This window comes from Methanopyrus kandleri AV19 (assembly GCF_000007185.1).
In the GTDB taxonomy this organism is placed as follows: domain Archaea; phylum JAADCQ01; class Methanopyri; order Methanopyrales; family Methanopyraceae; genus Methanopyrus; species Methanopyrus kandleri.
The window spans coordinates 1,142,485-1,164,303 of sequence record NC_003551.1 but is presented as its reverse complement, the minus strand read 5'-3'; the positions used below and the strand labels follow the sequence as shown (position 1 = coordinate 1,164,303).

Below are 21,819 nucleotides of genomic sequence, written 5' to 3'. Positions count from 1 at the left end.
GTGGAAGTGTTCGAGGGGTGCAGCGTCGGAGCGTATCACCGCTACCCGGGCCGAGGCAGAAGTCCTCCGAGGACTCCGAACAGGTGGTCGAGCACGGGTCCCAGAGTCGACTTCAGTCCGTTAAGGACGTTCAGCGTCAAGTCGATGAGGATGAAGCCTGGAATCACGACCATAGGTGCCAACGCGACGGCCACGGGGATAAGTCTCACCACCGACGGTAACTCGGGTAAGACCCCCTTTCTCTCGGCTTTCACCCCTTTCACATCGATCCCGGAGACGTGGAGCAACAGCTTGACCGTAACCGTTCCCTTGTCGGTGCGCAGGGACATCGTGATGGGGCACTCGACGTCGAACGTACCCGTCGAGGGTACCGAGATCCGAGGGTGGTTCACCGTCGTCTCGAGTCGACCCTCGGGGACGTCGACGCTCGAGAAGGAGCTCGCACCCTCGGGCCAGACGTTGAACCTGGTCACGATGTTTCTGGCATACCTGACCGTCGCGATGACCGTCACCGGGCCCGTCACGTCCAGACCGGCGGGACTCGATGGCTCGAGCGGATTGAACTTCATGTCGTAGACGGCTCCCGTGCCCAGGTCGGTGACGGTCACGATCAGGTCGAGTTCCTTCTCCAGCCGCTCGTGGATCCCCAACGCGTTCCCCTGGACGTTCACGCTTTCCGGGTAGACCGTGACCGAGATTTTGCCCGCATGGGCCGCCGCGGGTAGTAGCACAAGCGCCACCGGTAGGAGGGGAAAGGACCGCATCCGGTTCCCCCGAGAGGGCTCGAGGTCCACCCTTATCACCTCTTTTCCCAGGGAGAAGACCCGGCGACCGTCGCATCCCGTACGGCGTGGGGCGACGGGGGTATCGGTTACTCGGGTCGGAGACCCTCGTGCACGATCAGCTCGGCCGCGGTCCGCAGTAGTACCCGCGCGGTGCTGCCCGCGATCACGTCCGTCGGGACGGCCCTCAGCGCCCATCCCTTCCCCTCCGCCCGGAACTCGATCGTCTTACGCGCGTCGAGCACGTGGACGGTGTCCTCCTTCCCGTGCTTCACGACCGCCTTGCCGGAGAACACCGCGGAGAGTTCGGGTGGTGTCAGCGCGATGCCGATCTGTGACTTACCCACGGCGTCCTTGAACTCCTCGGCGATGTCCTCCTCGGGCTGGAGTACGAGGAGGACGTTCTCGTCCCGCGGTACGAGCCTGAGCGTGCCGTGTCCTACGGTCTGGTTCAGCTCGACCAGGACCTTGCAGAGTCGCACCGCCTTACTCCTTCCGACGGTCTCCCCGACGGTCCCCTCCACCGCGGCGCGCGCGGCGGCCCGCAGGCTCCCCTCCGCCGCCACGGGATCCTTCGGCTCGAACCGCAGCGTCATCTCACCCTCGGGAGCCAGGATCCTGCGCTCGAACGGGTACGCCGGGGCGGGACCGACGACCGTCAGGACGGTAACGCCGTCGACCTCGAACCGCTTCAGGGCGAGTCCGAGGTCGATCATCGAGGCGGCCGTGGGTGGGGTCATGACCACCCTGGACCTGGGCGGCGTGAAGTTACCCTCCTCGAGCTCGGCCGAGTCGAACCGCGATGCCACGGACTCGACGACGAGATCCGAGGTGTCGACACCCTCGATCGGCTCCCGTGGGACCACGACGACGTTCTCCTCGGTGACGATCAACGAGGCCTCACAGGAACCCAGAAGCTTCCCGTCGGTTTCTACGAAGAGACGGCCCCGGTGGGCTACCAACCGGTTTCCCCGAACGAACCCTAACTTCGAAACATAAAGGGGGTTTCGGTCGTCGAGAACCCTCCCGAGGTCGACCGTGTGCACGGCCCACTCCGGGACTGGGGGTCGTCACGCCGGAGTGTCCCGGAGTTAACGTTAACGACGTCGGCTCCCGAGGGCCGGCGTCGAAACGCCCCCGAGACGCGATGGAGACTTCAAGGGTGAGGTTCTTGCGTTATCGGACTCACCTCCTGCTCACCTACGTGATCGTCGCATACCTCTGGGATCCGAAGCACGCGCTCGCAGCCGCTCTCGGGAGCCTGCTGCCCGATCTCGATCATCCCAGCTCCGTGGCTTCCCGAGCCCTCGTACCCCTTGAGAAAGCCACACTGTTACCGCTTCGTCGCCTGATCAACACGGTCGTCGGACACCGCGGGATCCTACACTGGCCCGTACCATGGGCGCTCGGAGCCTTTCTCGCTTGGTGGGTCGGACACACGGGTCTAGCCGCGGTCCTCCTGGGCGGGTGCTTGCACTGTTTGGAAGACGCGCTCACGGTGCGCGGGGTCCCGCTCCTGGTCCGTCGGGACGGTGGTAGATGGAGGGTATGGAACCTGAGACTAACACCCGTCCCCTCGGACAAGTGGGACGCGGTGCTACCGCCGGCGACGGTACTTCTCCTGTGCCTCGTGATCCTAGCATGCCCGAGCGAGTTCCACACGCTGGGACTGGACCGTATCCCGGGGCTCGAGAAGGTGTACTGGACGATCCATGAGCGTGTGTACCATCGGCTCCTACATCCGTTCGACGCGTACGTGGGTACGTTCGCCCGCGAGATCCTCCGACTGGAACCGATGGCGGCTTTCGCGCCGTGCTAATCCGAGGTCCGGACGGAACGGGGTTCGAGCGTACGGGACCGGTCCGGGCGAGGATGGGTTCGTGGCGCTCTGGAGGGTGTCGTTTGGAGGGGACGGTGTACCCGGGCTCATCAGCGGGCCCCTCACGGTGGCGGGGGCCACCCCGCCCTCAGGCCCGCCGGGACGACCCGGGCTCCATCCCCTCAGGAGGTTCCCGGGCGGTCGCGCTTAACACCTGCGCGGGCACGGGGTCTGGTTGTGACGTTCCGAAACGTTTTCGGCGCGCGCCGACACCTTCGGGATGGGGGCGGGTGTGACCGAGCCGCTCCGTCCGCCCGAGCTCGAGGACCCGAAGAGGGTCTACGTACCCGTCGCGGGTGCCGGGATCGCGACCGCGGTTTGCCTGTACTTGATCCTCCCGCGCGGGCTCTTCCCGGCGTTGCTCGCGTTGGCGGTCACCGCGATACTCTTGGGTGTCGGCACCTTAGTCTTCCGCCGCTATCTGGGTAACCAAGTCGAGCTAACCCCGGACGCCGTGATCTTGAAGGGACCCGGCGGGACCAGGAGGATCCCCGTAGAGGACATCCTCGACGTCGAGGAGCGCGAGAGCGGCGTGGTCGTGCTGACGAAGGACCTCGAGCGCGTTCCCATGCCCTTCGACTCCGACCGGCTCAGACACGGTCTGCGCATCCTACTGGCGCATAAGAAAGGGAGCCCCGGGGACGCCGTCGTGGAGGCGGTACGCGAGCTCGGCGAGCTCCCGATCCTCGAGGTCGTAGGTGGGACCGTGTTCGCCAGGTGGCGCTGGCTCCGGGTGCCCCTCTACTCGCCCGGGGACCCTAGGTTGGAGGAGTTCCACGACCGCGTGCTCGAGGCGTGGATGGAGTGCAAAGGCCTGGGCAAGAAGCCGCCATCACCCGAGATGGTGGCCGTCACGGCGATCCTCCCCACCGTAACTCCGATACTCGCGATGAGGAAGGGCGCCAAGACATCGCCGTCCGGGCGCGACTATCTCGGGAAACTGATCCACTGGATCCTCGTCAAGGTAGCCAAGGCGCTCAAGGTCAGCCTGTGGGCGGCCGCGACGATCGCGGCCGCGATCTACTTCGGTCCGGGCGCAACCGTGAGCGCCGTCTACTGGGCGATCGCCCGCAGGGTGGACTCGGTTCCGGTCCCGAAATCCAGGATCAAGCACGCGACCCTGACCTTCCTGGAGTATAACGCCCTCCTCACGGGCCTGCTCGCCCCGGTGATCGGGATACTTTACCTGCCCCTGCCGAGGGTCCACTGTCCGCGCCTCGCGATCGCCCTGGCGTTGGGAGCCGTCGCCACGATGGCCCCCTCCGTGCGCGCGGTGTCGCATTACCGACGCGATCCCGTGGGGTACACGGCGGCCCTGCTGAACGACGGGATTCTGGTACCCGAGGTCGTCCTGATCGGAGCGGGAACCTCGGTGCTCCTGTTGGTCCTGGTGGGCGCCGTACCCGCGGCGTTGACGATCGTGGCTACGTTCCTCTTCCACGCGGTGATCGTGCTTCGGAGGATTGAACGGGCGGCCGAGCTCTCGCGACGTGCCTGGAAGCTTCGGGTGAGCCGCGACGGAACCGGTGGAAACATCCCACACACGGGAGGATCGTGAGACGTCCCGCACGGTGCCCGACGGACGGGGACCCGTGGGGACCTGCGACGGGTCGGCGTTTCGGGATAGTATTATTAACACTTCCGAACACCATCGAACGTTAGGACGGACGGGGTGAGCTCGGATGCCGCCGTTCGGTCCCATGTTCGGTCCTATGGGGTGCCCCATGTGCGGTTACGGCGGACCGATGATGGGGTTCGGATGGATGCTGTGGCCGGTGCTCGCGGTCCTGAAGCTGGCCGTCGGTCTGGCCGTACTGGGACTGATGGTGTACGTGGTGCTGCGCCTGCTGGGTCTGCGACCGGCTGACGTGGTGCGGGAGCTGAAACGGGATTACAGGGACCTCAAGACCGAGCTGAAGCGCGAGTGAGCACGCCCCTTGCACCCCCTCCGAAACCATGTGAACAGTAACGGATGCGATCCCGCCGTCACCGGCTTCCGGGTTCGGGGAGCCGTTTCCCGGGACCCCCACGGTGTTCCCGTCCGACCGAGCCGGTATCGGAAAACTCTCCGCCGTGGAGTCCCCAGGGCCCTCGTTTCAACTCCTTTGATTTCGTTCGATCCTCCCCGTGAATACCAGCGCCTCCACGGGTGCACGTGTGACCGAGCCCCGGAGATCCCGAGGTCCGGGGCCGGAGCGTACGGGCGGAGGAGGGCTTACATCGGCGTGAGTTCTCCGACGCGTGGGAGTCAAACTCGACGTCGGTTCGGGAGCGGCTACGTCGCGGGCGGGCGTTCTCGGCGCCCTCGCAGGAGCCTCAGTAGCAGGTACAGACCCAGGGCAATCAGCAGTAGGACCAGCAGGCCCACGGCGATGATCGCCAGGAGTCCCAGCTTCAGCAGGCTTCCCAGCAGGCCGGTCTTGTGTCCGTAGAGATGGTACCCGTACCCTGGATGACCGTGGTAGTGGTAGACGATCACCTTTTTCTTGCCGAACAGTGCGGTCAGGTCGAGATCCAAGCACGCGCCCCCCTATGCGCTGGAACGCGTACAATCGTGGCGCAAAGTTATAGTCGCGCCGGTTTCAGCCGAGTGGCGCCGGAGCCCGGTGCACGGTTCCGAACGGGATGGATAAAGGGTCGCCCCCGACGGTCCCGGCGACGCGCGAACACCGGGGAGAACCGGGACCTCGGGGGTCGTGGGTTTCGCCTATGACCTCCTTAGAAAGCGAACTCCGCGAGGCTCTCAGGGAGCGCAGGCTCCGCAAGAAGTGGGCCGTGGTGGCGGTCGTGTACCTGGCCTGGAAGATGTACGGGAAGCACGTGTCCGCGGGTGACATCCGTGACGTGCTCGAGTCGGTGGGTTACGAGATCAGCGAGCACGCCGTCCACGCGTACATGTCCGGTCTCAGGGGGCTCATCGGGAGGCGGAAGGCCGGTCGTAGGACCCTGTACACCGTGAGGAACGAGGAGGAGATGCGACGCCGGCTTCGGGACGCGCTCAGGGGCAGCGTGGGGCGGATATCGAGCGAGGAGAAGGAGGCGCTGATAGAGTCCATACTGGGAGGGGATCGCGGGAGGAGGGATCCCGAGGTCGAGAACCTCGTACTCATCTGGAGGAGACCCACGGCGGAGTACAGGAGGAGGATAGCCAGCAGCGTGCACCCCGGAAGTCGACTCCGGGAGATCCCGGGTGTCTTCGGAACGTTCGAGGGTATCTGGGGCTTCGGTTCCGGCGAGAGGGTGGGTTGGGAGAGCCTCGGTGAGGGGGACGTGCTTCTCTTCAGGGACGAGAAGGGCGAGGACCGCTACCGGTACTGCGGCGTGATTGCAAGCAAGTGCAATGATCCCAAAGTCTCCGCCATCCTATGGGGAGACGACAGGTGGGAGAGGCTGGTCACGCTGGCGGAGGTCCGGCTCGTGTCGTTGCCGGCGAGTGAGCTGAACGAGCTGCTCGGATACCGCGCCGGGTTCCGGCCCAGGGGCGCGATGAGGGTGGACCCGGATCGCGTGAGCAAGCTCGTGGAGAGGTACGGGGGCGTGCTCGAGTTCCTGAGAGAGTACGAGGAGTGAGTGGAGTCGCGGAATTAACCCGAGGTTATCGGTGAAAGAGTAATTAGGGTCGGAGTCTCATTTGTTTTCATGGATGTTCGTTTGAGTTCGTAGTGAGGTCCCCCACCGGTCGGGGGTGGACCCGGGCGATGCCGACCAAGGTCGTGGACGCCCACGTCGTATCCCTGGAGCGAGAGGAAGTGGTGGACGAGAAGGAGGAAGTTGACGAGGGTCTCTCGAGAGGACGGGACATGTTGGAGAGGATCGTCAGGGTAGTCGCGATGGCGATCCTCCGGGGATACTCCGTGGAGGATGTCACGAGGATCGTCGGGAAAGCCCTGAGCCTGAAGCCCGTGGACAAGGCCTTGGAGCTCCTCGAGATCGTGTTCTCGTCGGAACCCCGTAGGATGTCGGAAACCCACGCGTCCGGCAGGTTCTATCGTAGGCGCAAGGTGGCCGACGTGGAGGTGTGACGCGCGTACGACACGGCGCCCCAGGTCGTCAACAGTCTTTTTATTCGTTAACATTCTGTTAACGTTTCACGGACCGGGGGCGGCCCGCCGTCTCCACGCCCCACGCGGTGTTTGCGTAATTTCGGCGCGGGTTCCGTCCCACGGCTCGCCGTTTCCCGTGTGAAGGTCGCCGAGGAGCCGCGTCGAGCGGGTCTTACGACGGGACCCCGCGAGCCTCATCCCTCGGAGGCAGGGAGGATGTCGGTTCGGTTAAGTCCGCCTTCATCATCTTGAGGTCAGAACCGAGGGCGTTCCACACCAGGTCGCCGTTCTCGGGGGAATCGGGGTTCGAGTTTCTCCCGCCCGTCCCGACGTGTTAATTCCGAGTTAACTGTTGACACCCGTCGGCGGTGAGCTCGTGATGAGGTCGTCGTATCGTTTCGATTCCCATGACGATACGTGCGGGCGGGAACGGGGCGTTATGATTTACGGGCGGCGTCTGAAGATCGCTAGCGCCGCCAGTGCCACGATGATCACCGCCGGTGAGACGGGGATCTTCCCGAAGACACTCTTCGCTGTCTCGTACGCCTCCTTCGCCGTCTGAGCCGTCGTCACGATGTCACTTAGGTGCTGCTTGACGAAGTCCAGCGCGCTCTGCGCGGTGTTAACTAGGTTCTCCAACTCCTCCTTGTTGCTGAAGAACTCGAGCAGCTGCCGTGCCATCTCATCCCCCGCGTTCGCGAGCTCTCTCAGCTCACTCTCGTTGATCTGGAAGAAGTCCTGCGCGTTCACCTGTACCGTCGCGTTCACGTCGATTTGAACGCGGTTCTCGACGTTCACCTGCACGTTCTCCGGGACCGCGGCCTCCGTCACCCAGATAATCGTCTGGGCGTCGCGCTTCCACTCTCCCGGATCCACGACACCCTCCACGCGCTTACAGACAGCCTTGATCCACTCCGGAGCGAGATGCCGCTCCTCGGTACGTACCTGTCCGTGACCCGCCACCACCTTGATCTCGACGAACCTGTCCTCGATCTCGTTCCACTTCGGTACTACCATCTCACCTCGTGGGTGGCGCCCCATCGGGTTCAGGCAGTACGCCGCGAACGTGTCGTCGAGACCGTCCGGGAACTTCACCAGGGATCCGTTGACTTCGACCTTGTCCGCGGGCACGGGCACCAGGAACGGCTGCGTCTTGAACTTACCCGAATCCTGCAGGTCGTCCTCCTCCACCATGATCAGGTAGACGTACTTACTCCCGACCACGACGGCGTACTCGTTGGTGTCCACCTGCGTGCCCGGATCCGCCTCGACGTGTACTTCGAACGTTCCCGTCACTTCGCCCTTAATGGGATACTCCGCCGCCGTTGCGGCACCCAACGTCGCGAGGAGCGCGGCCAGGACGGCGATCCCGACCCTCAAGGGAGAGGGGCCCCGGTCTGTCCGCGCACTCGATCGAAAGATAACCGTTTCGGGACGTACCGTCACGTACCGGGTTCCCGTGGGGACGTGACCGCACCGCACGTCGTCGGTGTCGGGGTGTCCGAGTGTACCCGGATTATACCGCTTAACGGGCTCGCCGTAGGCGGCGCGAATCGCCCGTCCGTCGCGTACACTCTATGCAGCACTCTACGCAGGATCCTAACGATGGTCCGGATCGTCTCCCGATCCGGCCTCGTCCCGGCCAGTACCTCACCGACCTGGGCCGTGTCGAGGGCGTCGACGTATTCCCCTAACCGATCGAGCTCCCGGACGTCCACGCCGGCACGCTCGGCCGGCTCGATCGCCCTTCTAGCGGCCTCGGGCGACGGTTTCCAGGAGCAGATAATCGTCCATATCAGCGCGCCGGCCGCCCCGAAGTGTTCCGTTACGTCGGTCAGGACGTCGTCCTCCAGCCTCCCAGCGACGAACCGCACCTCCCTCCCGCCTCCGACGCTCAAGCCCGGCACCTCGAGGGCCGCCAGTCCGAGCGGGATACCCGCGATCTCCGGTCCTCGGGCGCCGGACACGTCCACGTAGACTAGACCCGAGCTCCATAGGGCTTCCACCACCAGGTCCGAGACGTTCCAGACGGCGTCCGGACCCCGTCCGACGGACTCCGGACCTCGAACTCCTCCCGGAGCTCCGCCTCGATCCCCCGCAGCACCCTCTCGTACGGCAGGGTCTCGGTCGGTGGGGTACGAACCTACAGATGACGACCTCGCCCCCACCCTTCCGCCCTAACCCTCTCAGCAACCCCGATACACCGGTGCCCTCGGGTTCCGCCAGCTTCCGCGCCAGACTACCGGTCGATATCCACTCTCCTGAACCACTTGACGAGCGTCTCGAGGACACCGGTTCCGGTCGGCTCGGGGACGAGCAGGACGGCGGTCCGTCTCAAACCCGGCACCTCCTGATCGGGATCAGCGTGATGAGGGGATCCGTTATAGAGTGCCCGGTGATGCCCCTTCCACACGCGGGACGCTCGGATTCCGGGATGTGAGCCCCGCGACACGTCAGCGCTTCGGCGGACCGTGAACGTCGGGGGCGAGGACGGTCGCGTCGGTTGTCGTCTCGTTCGGGACGCCCGAGGGGCGTGCGTTTCGGTTCTCCTGGGAACGTTTCCACGATATTGGAACAGTGTTCGTTTTTTCCTCTGCAAACTTCAAAGGTCGGTCGCCCGTCGCCGGCGCGGGGAACCGGGTTGGTGCGTTGGGACGTCTGGTTGGCGTTCATGATAGGTCTCCAGGAGGCGCTCTTCGAGACGCACGGTGAAGCGGCACTCGCACTGAACCGGATCGCGGGCCGACGTATGCTCGAGCTGCTCGAGACTTCTGAAGGTGTCCGGTGGGGACAGGGACTCCCTCTCCGACGACATCGAGGAAGCGCTCAGGCACGCGGACGACGCGGAGGTACGCGTGGAGGGGTCCGAGGACAGGCTCGAGGTCGTGATCGAGTCGTGTCCGTTCGAGGAGGTGCGCCGTGAGCTCCTGGACCGGGACGAGGTGCCGGTCGTGTGCCCCTACGTAGCGACGATCCTGGAGCTCGCGGAGGAAACCTTCAACGCCGAGTATCGGCTGGTCGAGATGAGGGCCGAGGAGGATAGGTGTATCTTCGTGCTGGAGCGTGTGTGAACGTCCTAAGCGCCGGCCCGGCGTCCGCACCTCCCCCTCCCGATCACGCCGTGTGCCCACCGCACCCGAGTGCGAGCATCCTACCGTCGGGATTCCCGCGGCCTCACCCGCGAATTCGTCGGGTACATAACGTTGGACAGCATGACGTCATCACCTTATAGGAGCCACGTACCATGCGTCAGCCTCTACTAGCGTAACTTTTATAATGTATAACAACACGAGCCAACGTTGGAAAACTGTTGTCAAGTATTTGTCGACCGTGCATACGCATCCGATTACGATTTATCACCTCTGTTACTTTACGGAAGGGGGAGTGAAGGATGGCCGCTCCGCTGAAAGCCGGTGTCGGTGTCTCCAAGTCCAGTCCCGAGGAGGCGCTGGAGGGGGCCGCGGATTGGGGTCTCGATAGAATCGATGCCGTCCTCTGCGCCTTCTCGCCTAGGCACGACCCCCACGAGGTTCGCGAGGCGATAGTGGAGTACCTCGAAGATGACAGGTGTCTGATCCTCGGTCTCTCGTCCGCCGGCAACATCACCACGGACGGGTTCAGCGACGGGTCCGTGGCTATCCTCGCGATGGAACTCTCCAAGCTCGTAGCCATGGGAATGGCGATCGGCACGGGCTTATCGGAGGACCCGTACAGGGTCGCGAGGGAGACGGTAACCGAGGCCGCCAAGAGCGTGGAAGTGGACGTCTCCGCCTCACTGGCACCGGTGGCGACCAAACTCGTGACCGGTAACGTGGACGTGACCCGTCACTCGCTGGTCGACGCTCTACTCTTCACCGACGATCTGTGCTGTTTGAACCACCCGGAGGCGTTGATGGAGGCACTCAGGGGCGTGCTGGACTGCCTGGGCACGGTGCCCCGAATCGTCGGCGGTATGACGGCGGACGAGTACGAGTTCGAGCGCACGTACATCTTCGACGACTCGGGCGTGTACGAGGACGCGCTGGCGGTGCTGATTCTGTACTCGTCCGTGAAACGTGGGCACGCGGTCGACCACGGTTTCGTCCCTTCCTCCGAGCCGATGATCGTGGAGACCGAGGGTGTGGACGTGATCAGGATGGACGGCGAACCCGCGCTGGACGTGTACGAGGAGGTCGTAGGTGAGGAAATCGGGATGGAAACGCTACTGAAGTACCCCTTGGGGGTCGAGGATCCGGGTCCGCGTCCGTACCACCTGATCAGGACCCCGTTCGAGGTGGACGAGGAAGAGAGAACCTTGAAGCTGGTGGCACAGCTCCCGAGCGGCGTCGCCGTCCGGGTGATGGAGCCGGGCGACGTAGAGGATTCGTTCAAGAGGGCGGTGCAGCGGGCGCTGGAGGACGCCGGCTCGCCCGATGAGCTGGGCGCCGTGCTCGTGTTCAACTGCATGGCCCGACACCTGATCGTCGACACGGACGACGCCGTAGACCTACTCCGGGACCTGGTGAGCGAGGACGTGCCCATCTTCGGGTTCAACTGCTACGGCGAGTACGGACTGACCCCCTCGGGTAAGTTCGTCCAGCACAACCAGACGGTCGTGACGTACGTGCTGGGGAGTGAGGTCGTGGGCCGGTGAGCCGGTCCTCGCATCCCGACTGAAGAGCGCGTGAGCGGCGAGGGGTCACACCTTTGGCGACGATCAGGTTCGTCGTCGACGGGATCGTGGTCGAGGGAAACGGAGGGAGGCTGGAGTTCGACCCGAAGACAACGCTCATGAAGGGCGACGCCGCGTCCCTCGCCGGGTTCCTGGTGTGGTTGGACGGGCTGTTCGAGGCCGGGGTCCGACTCGTACGGAGGATGGCGGAGGGCGTCGAGCCGGTGGTCCCCGAAGGCGCCGAACCGTGGGTGGAACCGCCCCTCACCCTCCCGGTGTCGGGGGAGTACAGTAGGGTCGAGCTGAAGGGACTGATCGCCGGGATCGTGGAGAGCACGAAGGACCCCTGGACCGTGGCGTCGAGGGCGGCGAGGATCACGGAGTACCTGTCCGACAAGGGTGCGGTGAGGATCCTCCACGGTAGCGACCCGTACGATGTGGTGGCGGTGGGCGTGCTGGCGCTGAAGGACGGCGCCGTGAGGGGGACGCTCGAGACCGTGAGATCGACGGTCGAGACGATCGCAGAGGGTGCGAGAGATCTCATCCGGGAGGACGAGGGACGGGCGGACGAGGTAATCTCCGGGATCGTCGGTAACGTCCTACTCAGGCTGGGATACTACGCCGTGAACGTGAGGGTCACCGACCGGGACGGCCGGGTGCACATCGTCCGGGACCCTTCGACGCACGCGGACCGTGTGGCGGTGGGTGTCCCGCTGACCGGTGAGGTACTGTACGGGACGTTGGTACCGGCCGCCGAGGTGGGTTTGAGGTGCCTCGAAAGGCGCGATTGGGTGGTGAACGCTATCATCGCGGAGAGGATCCGTCGACTAGGGCTGAGGACGGTGTCCGGGTCTCAGGTAGTGACTATCGACGGCGAGACGCTGAGGGGTGACGAGCTGGAGGAGTCGGCTACTGAGATCCTCGAGGAGGGCGACGTGGAACGAGGTTCGAGGCTTGAGAGGCCGTCCGAGCCCTCGGGATGACGTCGACGGTCTAGGCGGCGGGACCGTTCAGCCGTGCCGATAGGTCGGGGGAATCCACGACCTCAACCCTAACCCTGAATAAAGTAACCTTATGAACCGTGGGATCGCCGACGCGCCGATGTACTGGGGGGAGCGTCTTGCGGAAGGTCGTCAGTGCCCTGCTCGTGGCCCTGGCGACCCTCCTAGCGCTCTCCGGGACGGACGACCCAGGGAGCCCCGCCCTGGGTCGACCCCGAGGAACCGGAGCCCGCGCCCGGAAGCGGCGTCCCCTGGCTGAACCTCACGGACGAGCAGCTCAGGGAGCTGGAGAACCTGGGAGTGCCGGTGGCGTACTTCGACGGGAAACCCGCCGTCAAGATCCGCTTCGCCAGGGTCAACGCCCCGGAGATCTACCACCCCTCCAGCGAGGAGGAGTACCGGCTCGGGCTGAAGGCCAAAGAGTTCGTCGAGAAGAAGATCCGCGACGCCGGCGGCTACGTGAAGTGCCGGGCGTACGGTCTCGGCAAGTACCACCGGATCATCGCCGACGTCTACCCCGACGACGAGGAGACGACACTCTCGGAGCTGCTCGTCGAGAGAAAGCTCGCCGAGTACCGGCAGTACCCCGAGCCCGACCCGCTCCCGAGGTGGTTCCCCCGGGAGTTCAAGGCCCACGTGGCCAAGGTGGTGGACGGGGATACCATCTACGTCTACGCGAGGAACGGGGAGGAAGGACCGGTTCCGTTCGAGGAGAAGGAGAGCATGAGAGGGACCGTCGTAGGCGAGTACAAGACCGGAACTCCGACCGTGCCGGTGGCCCTCGCCGTGATCTCCGCGGTGATCGGAGTCGGGCTGTTGGTCTCCGCCCGACGATGAAACAGCTCCATCCATCCGCCAAATAGGGTGGGTACGCCGTCGGTGTGGCGTTCACCGTCTGACTAGCGTCGGCGCGATGAGCAGCCCTAACAGCGACAGTACAGGCCAGCTCGCGTAGGCCAGGTTCTTGACGTCCGAGACGACCCCCGTCGATGCTCGGACCGTTCGGCTCGGGCTACCCGGACTCACGGGAACCTCGGTACGGGCCTCTGTTCCGGTGGTGTTACCACCGTACGAGCTCACGTTCACACCGCTCATGTCCGTCGCAGGCGAGTTGCTGGGACACTTCGGGTGACCGTAGGGACATTCCTCGGGCCCCAGTCCTCGTCCACCTTGACCGTTCGGACCACCGTTCGGACCGTGGTGACCGTACCCTTGATGGTGCCCGTACCACGGGGGGATAGCCACTACTCGGGTGCCAATACCCGAGAGCCGGCGTCAACGCGGCCAGGAGGGTTGCGACGACCGCAGCCACGAGGTATCTCATGCCGATGTCCCCGGATCCCGCTCGCGGGCGCGGTACTATTTTTTCTGAAAATAACGATCCGATAGCCCTTAACCCACCACTCCGACCACGCGATCCTCGGGGAAATCTCACCTCGGCCGGACGGCATCCGATCGAGCAGTTGTATGGAAAGATACAGGTCCACGCGGTTCGGCTCGCATTCGGTGTATCCCCGGGAAATATCGGCATCCGAGTCACGGTTCCGGACTGTAAGGCTTATATCTCGGAGCGTTGTCCTAATCTTTCCCATACAATTTGGAGGCACCTGAGGGGATCGCGTGCCGGGGTTGGTCGAGTCGCACGCTCACGTCCCGATACCCTCGGATCCCGTGGAGCGGATCCGAGCCCTCCGGGTACTACGGGAGGTGTACAGTCGTGGGAAGAGGCCGAGCCTCGAGGTGACCTATCGGACGGTGAACGGTAGCACGTGCGGTCCTTACTACGTCGCGAGATGGCGTCGCGACTCCCGACACAAGTGCGGGCGCACGCTCTACCTGGGCAAACCCGAGAACGAGAGTGTCCGGTTCGTCGAGTGGCTGGTTTCCTTAAATCGAGCAGAGGTTCTGGAGCTCGCGCGACACCTCATGCGCAACCTCCGCTCGGTACTCAAGACCCTACTCACCGAGGTCTCGAGCCTGCCATACAAACAGGCCCGACGGGTACTAGCCCGCGGGCTCGCCCTAACCTTCAACGCCAGACCCTCGAACTCACCGCAAATCCGCGACCTCCTAGAAGAACTTCCCGACCGGCTCGAATCCTTCGCCGTGAGAACCCTCGGAGGCTGGCCCGCACACTACTCCGCTCACTTGAACAAGATCATCCGTTTTAGAAAGAGATCCCTCGACGGAAAACACGAAGTACCCGACGTCATGTTAGAACTCGAACGCTGGAAACTCCGGCACGGAACGTGAGTCGGATGTGTCCGGTCCCAGCCGTAGCAGTCTCCGTGATCGGTGGGAGGATTGGATAACGGAGCGTGGTCGCGGTGAGCACGTAGGTCGTCGCTCCCTGGACGATCCTTCGGACCACCACGAGTACATGACCGGCACTATCCCCACCAACGATTCAACCCGGCGCCGAGTGAGTTGGTATCCAGAACTCGAGCCAAACCGCCGCGCCTTCTGGGGTCGTACTACTTTGGCATCGGGCGGGAAAATGGAGCGACAGGAAACGGTAGACTCCATGCGATAAGGAGGCCAGCGTCACCCCACCGATCTCGTGCCTTCCACCACCCGGCAGGCAAGGAACCAAAGGGCACACTTCTCGGCCGCCTCTGCCTCCCTTTCCCCCACGGAGAGCGCCGAAACAGGGTAGTACCGCACCGCCTCAACGACCTCATCCCAGGCCGTACCTCCCGAGGCACTCAGCCTCCCCCTGTATCCGATCACGGATGACAGACCGACTAGCATCGCGACCGGCGCGAGCGATCCCAACCACGGCGGTAGCGACTTCAGGACCGCTACCGCCCCCAGGGCGCCACCGACGGCGGCGGGTGCCAGCAGCCTCGGAAGGGCGGGCCTGGGCGTCCCAGGTAACACGGCGACGGCGCAGGTTCCGTACACGAGCGCTAGGACGGCAGCGAGCAGCCCTCGCACCTTAGCTTCGGGCACGATCCTAGTGAGCCCGAGCAGCTCGAACTCGTACAGCACCGCGAGCATCAACCAGCCGGTCGACCCGAGAACGAGCACTCTCCCGGGAACGCACCACAGCAGCTCGGGCACGAAGGCCAGCCGGACCGTTCCACCACCGGGGGTCCGCTCAAGGGACCTCCTCACCTCCTCCCGGGAGGCACGTCTAAGCAGTCGTTCCCACCTACGCTTCCGCGAGAAGCCATGCGCGATCACGACCGTGACGACCAGCTGCGGTACCAGGACGGCTCCCACGTACCATCCGGGGATCACGCGACGCACCCCCGGTGCCGAGTTTTAATCTCGAGCGTCGCGGTCTTCATCGTAGGGCCACCTCGGCAGGGGCACGTAGTAGTGAGCGGCCTTGAACTGGTACAGTCCGTCCAGATACTTCATGATATTCTTCTCATCCGGGATTTCATCCTCGAACAGCGCCTCGTACACCATCGAGAACCTCTCCCACCATCGAGCGAGCCGGAACGCCTCCTCCCGATCCCCGGGAAGACAGGCATCGTAGAGTAAGCAAAAACTCCTCGTTCTCAAGAAGAAAAAGTTACAATCTCGGATTTCAATACGATGTAATTCGGGTTTGAAATACCCGATTAGGACCATCAAATCCCTTGGTGATCCCGCGGGTAAATCCTCGTACTCGACTGGATAAGAGGTAAACTCTCGGAATCCAGAGACTTCGATGCTACCATCCGTTATCAACTCAGTCTCGCAGTACAACCACGAGAGGATCCAAACTCTAGAATCTTTAACCCTCAAAATCATCGCGAACGGAAAAGACAAAAACATCGAAATGGACACTACAAATACTACTCCTAGGACGATCATTAGGAAAGTTAAGAATACACTGCTGTCGGTGAGTTCCGCATGTGGAATTGAAACAATGGGGAGGTACATTAAAATGATAGATGGTAGAACATGGAGGGGTTGTGTGAGTTGTCGAGCGGAGAACACGGTCGGATATGGATTACTTTACCTTTCATTCTAGCGTTCTCAGGCTTCGGAATCTCCAACCTAAGTAATATATATACCACCTACGAACTAGCTCTTCTATGGCAATACTAAGAATGAATACAATTATTGCTATGGGTACAGCATTTGGGGGATATAGTGTCAATTCTAGCAGGTACAAACTTAAGTATGCCAATATACAAGCTACTAATACGATGAATCTTCGAGACACTTATTCTGACACCTCGCCGCAAGAGTCCGACTCGAAACTCACGGGGTTACGCCTCCGGTAAATCGCCTCAGCGTCGTCCTGGGTCCCCGCGGGAGGGTCACCTCATGCCTCCCACGTCCACCAGCGTCCAGGTCGCGAACGTCGCGAGGATGGCCAGAGCCTGCAGATCGAGCCGCCAGGGAGCGTTCCCCTCACCCAACCACTCGTCCGTCAGCTCTTCGACGGGAGACCGACTCATCTTCCGGATCACGGCGTATGTCAGGACGGTCATCGGCACGATCATGCTCGCGGGGATCGCGAGCACGTACCACCCCGACCACGTCCCCTTCAACAGAAGGTACCCGAAAGCCCCGGGTAAGGCGCTGATCGCCACCAAGGCGGGGAACACGCACCCGGGGGCGTACGTGTAGTCCCGGGGTAGTCGCTCGAGCAGGCGCGCCAGCGTGCCCTCGTCGATGTCCCCACGCCAGCACCAGAGTATCCGAACCCGACAGATCCACGTCAGGAGGAGCGAGAGGGTGGGTAGGAGTACCACCGTCGTGTACAGGACCACGAACCCCAACCGCACCTTCGGCTCGCCCCAGTGGGTCAGTAACCGGGAGGAGGGGAGCCAGTACAGCAGGGGCAGGTAGGCCGGGTGGTGGGGGTAGGTGACCACCGGTGCCCTGATCAGGTACCGGGCTCGGAGGGTGTAGTACGCCATGAGGGCGGAGTAGACGGCGAGCGCGGGGGCGAGGGTCGCCGACGTCGTCACGAGAAGGGCTGCGGGATCGTGGGGGCGGTCGGACAGTTCCCAGACCGTCCTACCCGCCGTGAGGACCGGGGGTAGGGTGAGGAGTGCGAGCGAGGTCGAGAGTAGCATCGGGTGCTCGTGGAGGAACCTCGTGAACCACCACCGGTCGGGCTCGCGCTTCAGAGAACCCTCGAACTCCGAGACGACCCCCCGCGACCCTCGGATCCCCACAAACACGGGCGATCGCCCGCTCCACCGGGATCCCCGTGACGATCCGATGGTGTCTCCCCCCGTATTTAACACTCCGGTGGATCAAGGTGGGGGTCGGCTAGCCGGACGTAGCCACCGCCACTCACCGGACGTGACGTCGAACCTCTAGGGGTGCGAGTGCTCGATTATCAGCCAGAAGCTCCTCTCCAGGATGAGGATCGTGAAGCCGATCACGTACGAGTCATCGCGCCATGGTCCGCTCCGGAGCTTGCCGAGGATGTCGAGGAGATCCCCCTCGGTGAACGTCGAGATGTAGGTCGTGAGGGCTAGCACGGAGAGCGTACCGGCGGTGATCAGATAGGGCGTGAGGGACGGCGCGTCGACGGCGATGGCGACGGCGAGCGTCCCGACGTTAGACGCGTAGGGGATCAGACTGCCGGGTACGTACCGTCCGTCGGGGAGCCCCTCGACGAAGCGTTCTAACACTTCCTCGTCCAGGTCCCTCTTCCAACACCAGACGACTCGCGTTCTCAACACCCACATCACGGCGAGCGCGAGGGTGGGGGAGAGGGCGCATCCCGCGTAGAGGTAGGCTAGGGCGACCCGGGTCTCCGGCCAGTGGTGAACGTAGTAATCAGGGCGGAGCAGGGCTAGGAGGAAGGGTAGCAAGAGGAGCGTCGGGTTGTGCGGTCGGGTGACGACGGGAGCTCGAAGCCTCCTGCGGGCCTCGAGCGTGAGATACCCGTGGAAGGCCAGGTACGCGGCGAGGATTGGGGCGATGCACGCGCCGGCGATCACGATCATCGCGAGCGGGGCCGACGCCCGATCCCACAGTACCCGAACGACCCCACGACCCTCGAAGACCAGGCTCAATATTACGTACAGTGAGAGGATGGGGTAGAGCTTCCGGAGGACGCCGCCCACCCGACTCGACCCGACCCTCACGGAATCCCGAAACTCCAACACGATCTCCCGCAACCGGGGATCGCCACAGACCAACCGCAGGAAGGTCCGCCACGGGCGAGATCCCCCGCACGGCGTCGGTCTCGTGACGCCGCGCACGGACGCGGACGAACACCGGACCGATTATATAACCGTACCATTGTGCGTAGCGTGAACACGTCGACGACGGCCACAGGTGCTGTCTCCCCTCATGCCCGCTGAAATCGGAGTCCCCCCGGACGATCGTTCAACGTGCCCAGACTCCCTTCACGAAGGAGGTCCGGCCGGGGGCTCGTTCCCTTGGGCGATCCGGGGGCCTCCGGCTGTGAGCTTCCGTTGGTGAGTCGGGAAACCGTCTCGCGCTTGAGGCTGGCGTACGGTGCGCTCTGCACCCTCTCGGCGCCCTTGGGGCTCCTCGGGTCGGACGCCGGCGTGATGGTGGCGGGTTTGGGTAGTATCGTAGGCGTTCTCCTCGGACTAATGAGGCCCTTTTCATTCCGCGAGAGGGCGCCGAAACCCGAGCACGCTAGGATCGGGACCCGACTACTCTATCCCACGGCCTCCTTCAACAGGCTCCGCGACGGCCCCAAGCTGGGGACGGCGCTCCCGCTGGCGATGATCCCTGCCTTGATACTGTTCTTCACGATGTGGTTATCGACGGGGGATAGGACGGGCGTCGCGCTCACGGTCTTCCTGCTCATATCCATCGCGGCGACGACCGTGTTCTCCTACCTGGTCAAACTCTCGGCGGCCATGACGCTCGGGTACGCGCTACCCGTACGCGTCAAGCCCGAGGGCACGCGGGTGTCACTGGCGTCTCTCGGGTACTGCGAGGCCGAGTTGGTTACGGATGGAAACGTGAAGGTTTCCGGGTTTCGTGAGCTCGGTTCTTACCCGGTCGAGTACGGGGGCTTACCCGGGGACCCGCCCGGGGACTTGAGGATCCGCGTTGGTTACTTCCCGCCGGGGAAGCACGAGGTCGAGGTCCGGGATTGTGACTTCCTCTTCCTCAGGACCCGGGGCGTGTGCATGCTCTACGACTCCCGTGGACTGCCGGAGGACCGGGAGGGGGCGTTCCACCTAGCCCGGTGGTGGGAGAAGTTCTCGATGGCGTACGCGGCGTTGTGTTTACGGGAGGGCGTACCCGGCGCCGTGGAGCTCGAGAGGTGGTTGGAGCGTGTGAGGAACAATCGAGCCGTCGGGTTCCTCGTGCGGTACATGAACTGCGACTTCAACCTACCCGTTGTCGAGATGTGCGTCCTAGTCCTCTCCCTCCTCCCGATGACGGAGGCGGTGGACTTCGTGCTCACTAGAGGCGTTAGAGGTTGGGGCGCGCTCGACGCGATGGTCGTCCTCGACGCGTTCACCCTCTGTCTGCTGGCCCTACCGGTGTTGTGCGGGTTGCTGCTCAATCGGAGGGCGGTGCGTTCGGGCCGCGTCTATGAGTGTTTACTGGAAGGCGAACCACCGCACCGTCGGCTCCTATCCACGTTATGCGTCTACAACCCATCGAAATAGACGTCCCTACATTACTGGGTAATTCTGTCCGTCCCCCTTCACTGTAGTTCTCCCGTAACCTTAGGACGATCTCCGGTGATCATCCCGGGCTCCGCCGGTGCACGCCGTCTCGACCGAATGTATGGGAAAGGAGGACGCGCGCTTCCCCAGGCGGATCCCAGTCCCGGATGATAACGCTTATATCTCGAGAATGTTCTCCTCCTACTTCCATACAATTTGGGGGCACCTGAGGGGGTCGTGTGCGGGGTTGGTCACATCGCACGTCCCGATACCCCATGATCCTGTCGAGCGCATCCGAGCCCTTCGGGTACTCCGGGAAGTATACCGCCGGAGGAAGAAGCCGAGTCTGGAGGTGACCTACCGGACGGTCAACGGTAGTACCTGCGGTCCGTACTACGTCGCGAGGTGGAGGCGGGATTCGAAGTTCGAGCACGGGCGCACCCTCTACCTGGGTAAACCCGAGAACGAGAGTGTTTCCTTCGTCGAGTGGCTGGTTTCTTTAGATCGTGAGGAAGTCCTCGAACTAGCCCGGCATTTGATGCGTAACCTCCGCTCGGTGCTCAAGACCCTGCTCACCGAAGTCTCGGACCTGCCATACAAACGGGCTCGACGGGTGTTGGCTCGTGGGCTCGCCCTGACCTTCGACGCCAGACCCTCCGACTCACCGCGGATCCGGGACGTGTTGGAGAAGCTACCCGACCGGTTGGAATCCTTCCTGATCAGGGCCCTCGGGAGCTGGCCCGCCCACTACTCGAGTCACTTGAGGAAGGTCATCCGCTCCAGGAGGGAGTCATTAGATGGGAAACACGAGATCCCCGACGTGGAGTTCGAGTTAGAGCGCTGGAAACTCCGGCACGGGCGACGCGAGTAAGAACATCTACGTACGATCGTCGACTAATGCTCATGCTAATGTCACATAGTTTGTGCATAGTTCACGTACGATCGTCGGACTACAGTAACACCACCGTTCGGGATGTCAAGTCGGACTGGTAGCGGATGAGCCCAACGTCCGTGACGGGCTCGGTCACCGACGATCGAGTGATGAGCAACCGTCTCGGGTGATCGAGGTTCCAGATCCGACCGAGGGAACCAACCCTAGATGGCGAGGACGTCCCCGCTGTCGGGCTCACCGAGCGTGCATCCGGGGCGTGATCTCGAGGCGAGCCGGGGACGTCGCCCGCGACGCCGACGGACGTCGAGGCGGGGTAGGGGAGGTGGGCCGTTGAGATGTCGCGTCTCGAGTTCGTCCCCGTTACGGGCGTCGCCTCCTCGGGATCACCGGAGGTGGGAGGACGGGTAGTTTGCCCCTCTTCTTCTCCCTCTCCTTCCCCCTCTTCTCACACGATTGTCCCTCCCGCTGGCCCTGATCCTGCCGCTCCTCTCCCAATCGTTCCTCCTGCCGTTCCGACACCTCGTGCCCGGATCGTGACGTTCCGACCCTTACGACGACCCTGACGCTCTTCGTGTCGGTTCCACCGGCGATCCCGTACTGCAGAGGTTCGGGAACCTCACCGTCACCGTGATCTCGTGCTCGCCCGGCGTGAGCCTCAGGGTCGTGCTCACCGTCCTGGTGTCCCCGACCTTGTACGGTGGGGTGATCATCTGCGTGTTCACCACGTTCCCGTCGACCGCGAACGTCATCCTGGTCGGTGTGCGCTTGATCGTGCACGGGTAATTGCCAGTCCAGGTGACCGTAACTTTCACGGGTACCTCGGCGGTCCCACCCTCCGCTACGACCTCGGACGGTACCTCCACGGACTGTATCTTCGGCTCGATCCGAAACTTGACATAATGATGGGGATAGGTGTCATCGGTCGCCGTCGCGACCCCTCCCACGACGAAGATGGCCGCTAAGGCGGCGAGCACGGTCGGGAGACACCCCACGGTACGACCCCCCG

The 21,819-nt window shown here is 63.5% G+C and carries 24 protein-coding genes; 12 read left to right on the top strand and 12 right to left on the bottom strand.

Features of this window, described 5'->3' with window-relative positions; all coding sequences use genetic code 11:
- Window positions 1-41: 41 nt before the first annotated feature.
- Both MK_RS06240 and MK_RS06235 read right to left on the bottom strand, forming a co-directional pair.
- The gene (locus MK_RS06240) at window positions 42-764 is read right to left on the bottom strand and encodes a hypothetical protein (RefSeq protein WP_011019541.1); all 723 of its coding nucleotides are present in this window, start codon (window positions 762-764) and stop codon (window positions 42-44) included.
- Window positions 765-871: 107 nt separating this feature from the next.
- Window positions 872-1,744: a hypothetical protein gene (locus MK_RS06235; RefSeq protein WP_011019540.1), complete on the bottom strand. Its 873-nt coding sequence runs from the start codon at window positions 1,742-1,744 to the stop codon at window positions 872-874.
- A 200-nt stretch (window positions 1,745-1,944) separates the two neighbouring features.
- Between MK_RS06235 and MK_RS06230 the strand changes: the two genes are divergently transcribed.
- The 3 genes from MK_RS06230 (at window position 1,945) to MK_RS06220 (ending at window position 4,589) form a co-directional block, all read left to right on the top strand.
- A complete protein-coding gene (locus MK_RS06230) occupies window positions 1,945-2,601 on the top strand; it encodes a metal-dependent hydrolase (RefSeq protein WP_158295962.1) in 657 nt (218 codons plus the stop codon).
- Between the two features lie 292 nt (window positions 2,602-2,893).
- Window positions 2,894-4,219, top strand: coding sequence for a PH domain-containing protein (locus tag MK_RS06225; RefSeq protein WP_011019538.1), 1,326 nt, complete (start codon window positions 2,894-2,896; stop codon window positions 4,217-4,219).
- A 124-nt stretch (window positions 4,220-4,343) separates the two neighbouring features.
- On the top strand, window positions 4,344-4,589 hold the full coding sequence (locus tag MK_RS06220; RefSeq protein ID WP_148679728.1) for a hypothetical protein: 246 nt from the start codon (window positions 4,344-4,346) through the stop codon (window positions 4,587-4,589).
- 347 nt (window positions 4,590-4,936) lie between these two features.
- On the opposite strand, the gene MK_RS06215 is transcribed toward MK_RS06220, so the two are convergent.
- Window positions 4,937-5,179, bottom strand: a complete 243-nt coding sequence (locus tag MK_RS06215) for a hypothetical protein (protein ID WP_148679727.1) — start codon at window positions 5,177-5,179, stop codon at window positions 4,937-4,939.
- A gap of 191 nt (window positions 5,180-5,370) precedes the next feature.
- On the opposite strand from MK_RS06215, the gene MK_RS06210 reads away from it, so the two are divergent.
- Together MK_RS06210 and MK_RS06205 are read left to right on the top strand one after the other, a co-directional pair.
- Window positions 5,371-6,231 (top strand): hypothetical protein, encoded by an 861-nt coding sequence (locus tag MK_RS06210; protein WP_011019537.1) that lies wholly within the window; start codon window positions 5,371-5,373, stop codon window positions 6,229-6,231.
- A gap of 128 nt (window positions 6,232-6,359) precedes the next feature.
- Window positions 6,360-6,683 carry a hypothetical protein gene (locus MK_RS06205; RefSeq protein ID WP_148679726.1) on the top strand — a complete coding sequence of 108 codons (324 nt, stop codon included), beginning with the start codon at window positions 6,360-6,362 and terminating at the stop codon, window positions 6,681-6,683.
- A gap of 465 nt (window positions 6,684-7,148) precedes the next feature.
- On the opposite strand, the gene MK_RS06200 is transcribed toward MK_RS06205, so the two are convergent.
- Window positions 7,149-8,084: a hypothetical protein gene (locus tag MK_RS06200; RefSeq protein WP_011019536.1), complete on the bottom strand. Its 936-nt coding sequence runs from the start codon at window positions 8,082-8,084 to the stop codon at window positions 7,149-7,151.
- 62 nt (window positions 8,085-8,146) lie between these two features.
- Window positions 8,147-8,872, bottom strand: coding sequence for a hypothetical protein (locus MK_RS06195; protein ID WP_011019535.1), 726 nt, complete (start codon window positions 8,870-8,872; stop codon window positions 8,147-8,149).
- A gap of 609 nt (window positions 8,873-9,481) precedes the next feature.
- Between MK_RS06195 and MK_RS06190 the strand changes: the two genes are divergently transcribed.
- From MK_RS06190 to MK_RS06175, 4 genes are all read left to right on the top strand, one after another.
- The gene (locus tag MK_RS06190; protein WP_148679725.1) at window positions 9,482-9,775 is read left to right on the top strand and encodes a hypothetical protein; all 294 of its coding nucleotides are present in this window, start codon (window positions 9,482-9,484) and stop codon (window positions 9,773-9,775) included.
- 320 nt (window positions 9,776-10,095) lie between these two features.
- Entirely contained in the window at window positions 10,096-11,337 is a 1,242-nt protein-coding gene (locus MK_RS06185) for an FIST signal transduction protein (protein ID WP_011019534.1), read from the top strand.
- 53 nt (window positions 11,338-11,390) lie between these two features.
- A complete protein-coding gene (locus tag MK_RS06180; protein ID WP_011019533.1) occupies window positions 11,391-12,338 on the top strand; it encodes a hypothetical protein in 948 nt (315 codons plus the stop codon).
- Window positions 12,339-12,656: 318 nt separating this feature from the next.
- Window positions 12,657-13,193 carry a thermonuclease family protein gene (locus MK_RS06175; protein ID WP_011019532.1) on the top strand — a complete coding sequence of 179 codons (537 nt, stop codon included), beginning with the start codon at window positions 12,657-12,659 and terminating at the stop codon, window positions 13,191-13,193.
- A 51-nt stretch (window positions 13,194-13,244) separates the two neighbouring features.
- Here the strand turns inward: MK_RS06175 and MK_RS06170 are convergent, their stop codons facing one another.
- Window positions 13,245-13,601 (bottom strand): hypothetical protein, encoded by a 357-nt coding sequence (locus MK_RS06170; RefSeq protein WP_148679723.1) that lies wholly within the window; start codon window positions 13,599-13,601, stop codon window positions 13,245-13,247.
- A 384-nt stretch (window positions 13,602-13,985) separates the two neighbouring features.
- Here MK_RS06170 and MK_RS06165 point away from each other — a divergent pair, with 384 nt between their 5' ends.
- On the top strand, window positions 13,986-14,609 hold the full coding sequence (locus MK_RS06165) for a DUF1678 family protein (RefSeq protein ID WP_011019531.1): 624 nt from the start codon (window positions 13,986-13,988) through the stop codon (window positions 14,607-14,609).
- A 291-nt stretch (window positions 14,610-14,900) separates the two neighbouring features.
- Here the strand turns inward: MK_RS06165 and MK_RS06160 are convergent, their stop codons facing one another.
- The 4 genes from MK_RS06160 to MK_RS06145 form a co-directional block, all read right to left on the bottom strand.
- A complete protein-coding gene (locus MK_RS06160; protein WP_011019530.1) occupies window positions 14,901-15,599 on the bottom strand; it encodes a hypothetical protein in 699 nt (232 codons plus the stop codon).
- Between the two features lie 24 nt (window positions 15,600-15,623).
- Window positions 15,624-16,136, bottom strand: a complete 513-nt coding sequence (locus MK_RS06155) for a hypothetical protein (protein WP_148679722.1) — start codon at window positions 16,134-16,136, stop codon at window positions 15,624-15,626.
- A gap of 479 nt (window positions 16,137-16,615) precedes the next feature.
- Window positions 16,616-17,488 carry a hypothetical protein gene (locus MK_RS06150; RefSeq protein ID WP_148679721.1) on the bottom strand — a complete coding sequence of 291 codons (873 nt, stop codon included), beginning with the start codon at window positions 17,486-17,488 and terminating at the stop codon, window positions 16,616-16,618.
- Window positions 17,489-17,626: 138 nt separating this feature from the next.
- On the bottom strand, window positions 17,627-18,439 hold the full coding sequence (locus MK_RS06145) for a hypothetical protein (protein WP_148679720.1): 813 nt from the start codon (window positions 18,437-18,439) through the stop codon (window positions 17,627-17,629).
- Window positions 18,440-18,703: 264 nt separating this feature from the next.
- On the opposite strand from MK_RS06145, the gene MK_RS06140 reads away from it, so the two are divergent.
- Both MK_RS06140 and MK_RS06135 read left to right on the top strand, forming a co-directional pair.
- On the top strand, window positions 18,704-19,921 hold the full coding sequence (locus MK_RS06140) for a hypothetical protein (RefSeq protein ID WP_011019526.1): 1,218 nt from the start codon (window positions 18,704-18,706) through the stop codon (window positions 19,919-19,921).
- Window positions 19,922-20,168: 247 nt separating this feature from the next.
- Complete coding sequence (locus MK_RS06135) at window positions 20,169-20,792, top strand: DUF1678 family protein (RefSeq protein WP_011019525.1); 624 nt, start codon at window positions 20,169-20,171, stop codon at window positions 20,790-20,792.
- Window positions 20,793-21,173: 381 nt separating this feature from the next.
- On the opposite strand, the gene MK_RS09125 is transcribed toward MK_RS06135, so the two are convergent.
- Window positions 21,174-21,332, bottom strand: coding sequence for a hypothetical protein (locus tag MK_RS09125; RefSeq protein WP_158295961.1), 159 nt, complete (start codon window positions 21,330-21,332; stop codon window positions 21,174-21,176).
- Between the two features lie 29 nt (window positions 21,333-21,361).
- Window positions 21,362-21,805, bottom strand: coding sequence for a hypothetical protein (locus MK_RS06130; RefSeq protein ID WP_011019524.1), 444 nt, complete (start codon window positions 21,803-21,805; stop codon window positions 21,362-21,364).
- Between the last annotated feature and the right edge of the window lie 14 nt (window positions 21,806-21,819).

Excerpts from the sequence above, each read along its gene's own strand:
- MK_RS06240 (WP_011019541.1), bottom strand. The coding sequence starts at position 764 with ATGCGGTCCTTTCCCCTCCTACCGGTGGCGCTTGTGCTACTACCCGCG.
- MK_RS06220 (WP_148679728.1), top strand. The coding sequence starts at position 4,344 with ATGCCGCCGTTCGGTCCCATGTTCGGTCCTATGGGGTGCCCCATGTGC.
- MK_RS06210 (WP_011019537.1), top strand. The coding sequence starts at position 5,371 with ATGACCTCCTTAGAAAGCGAACTCCGCGAGGCTCTCAGGGAGCGCAGG.
- MK_RS06205 (WP_148679726.1), top strand. The coding sequence starts at position 6,360 with ATGCCGACCAAGGTCGTGGACGCCCACGTCGTATCCCTGGAGCGAGAG.
- MK_RS06185 (WP_011019534.1), top strand. The coding sequence starts at position 10,096 with ATGGCCGCTCCGCTGAAAGCCGGTGTCGGTGTCTCCAAGTCCAGTCCC.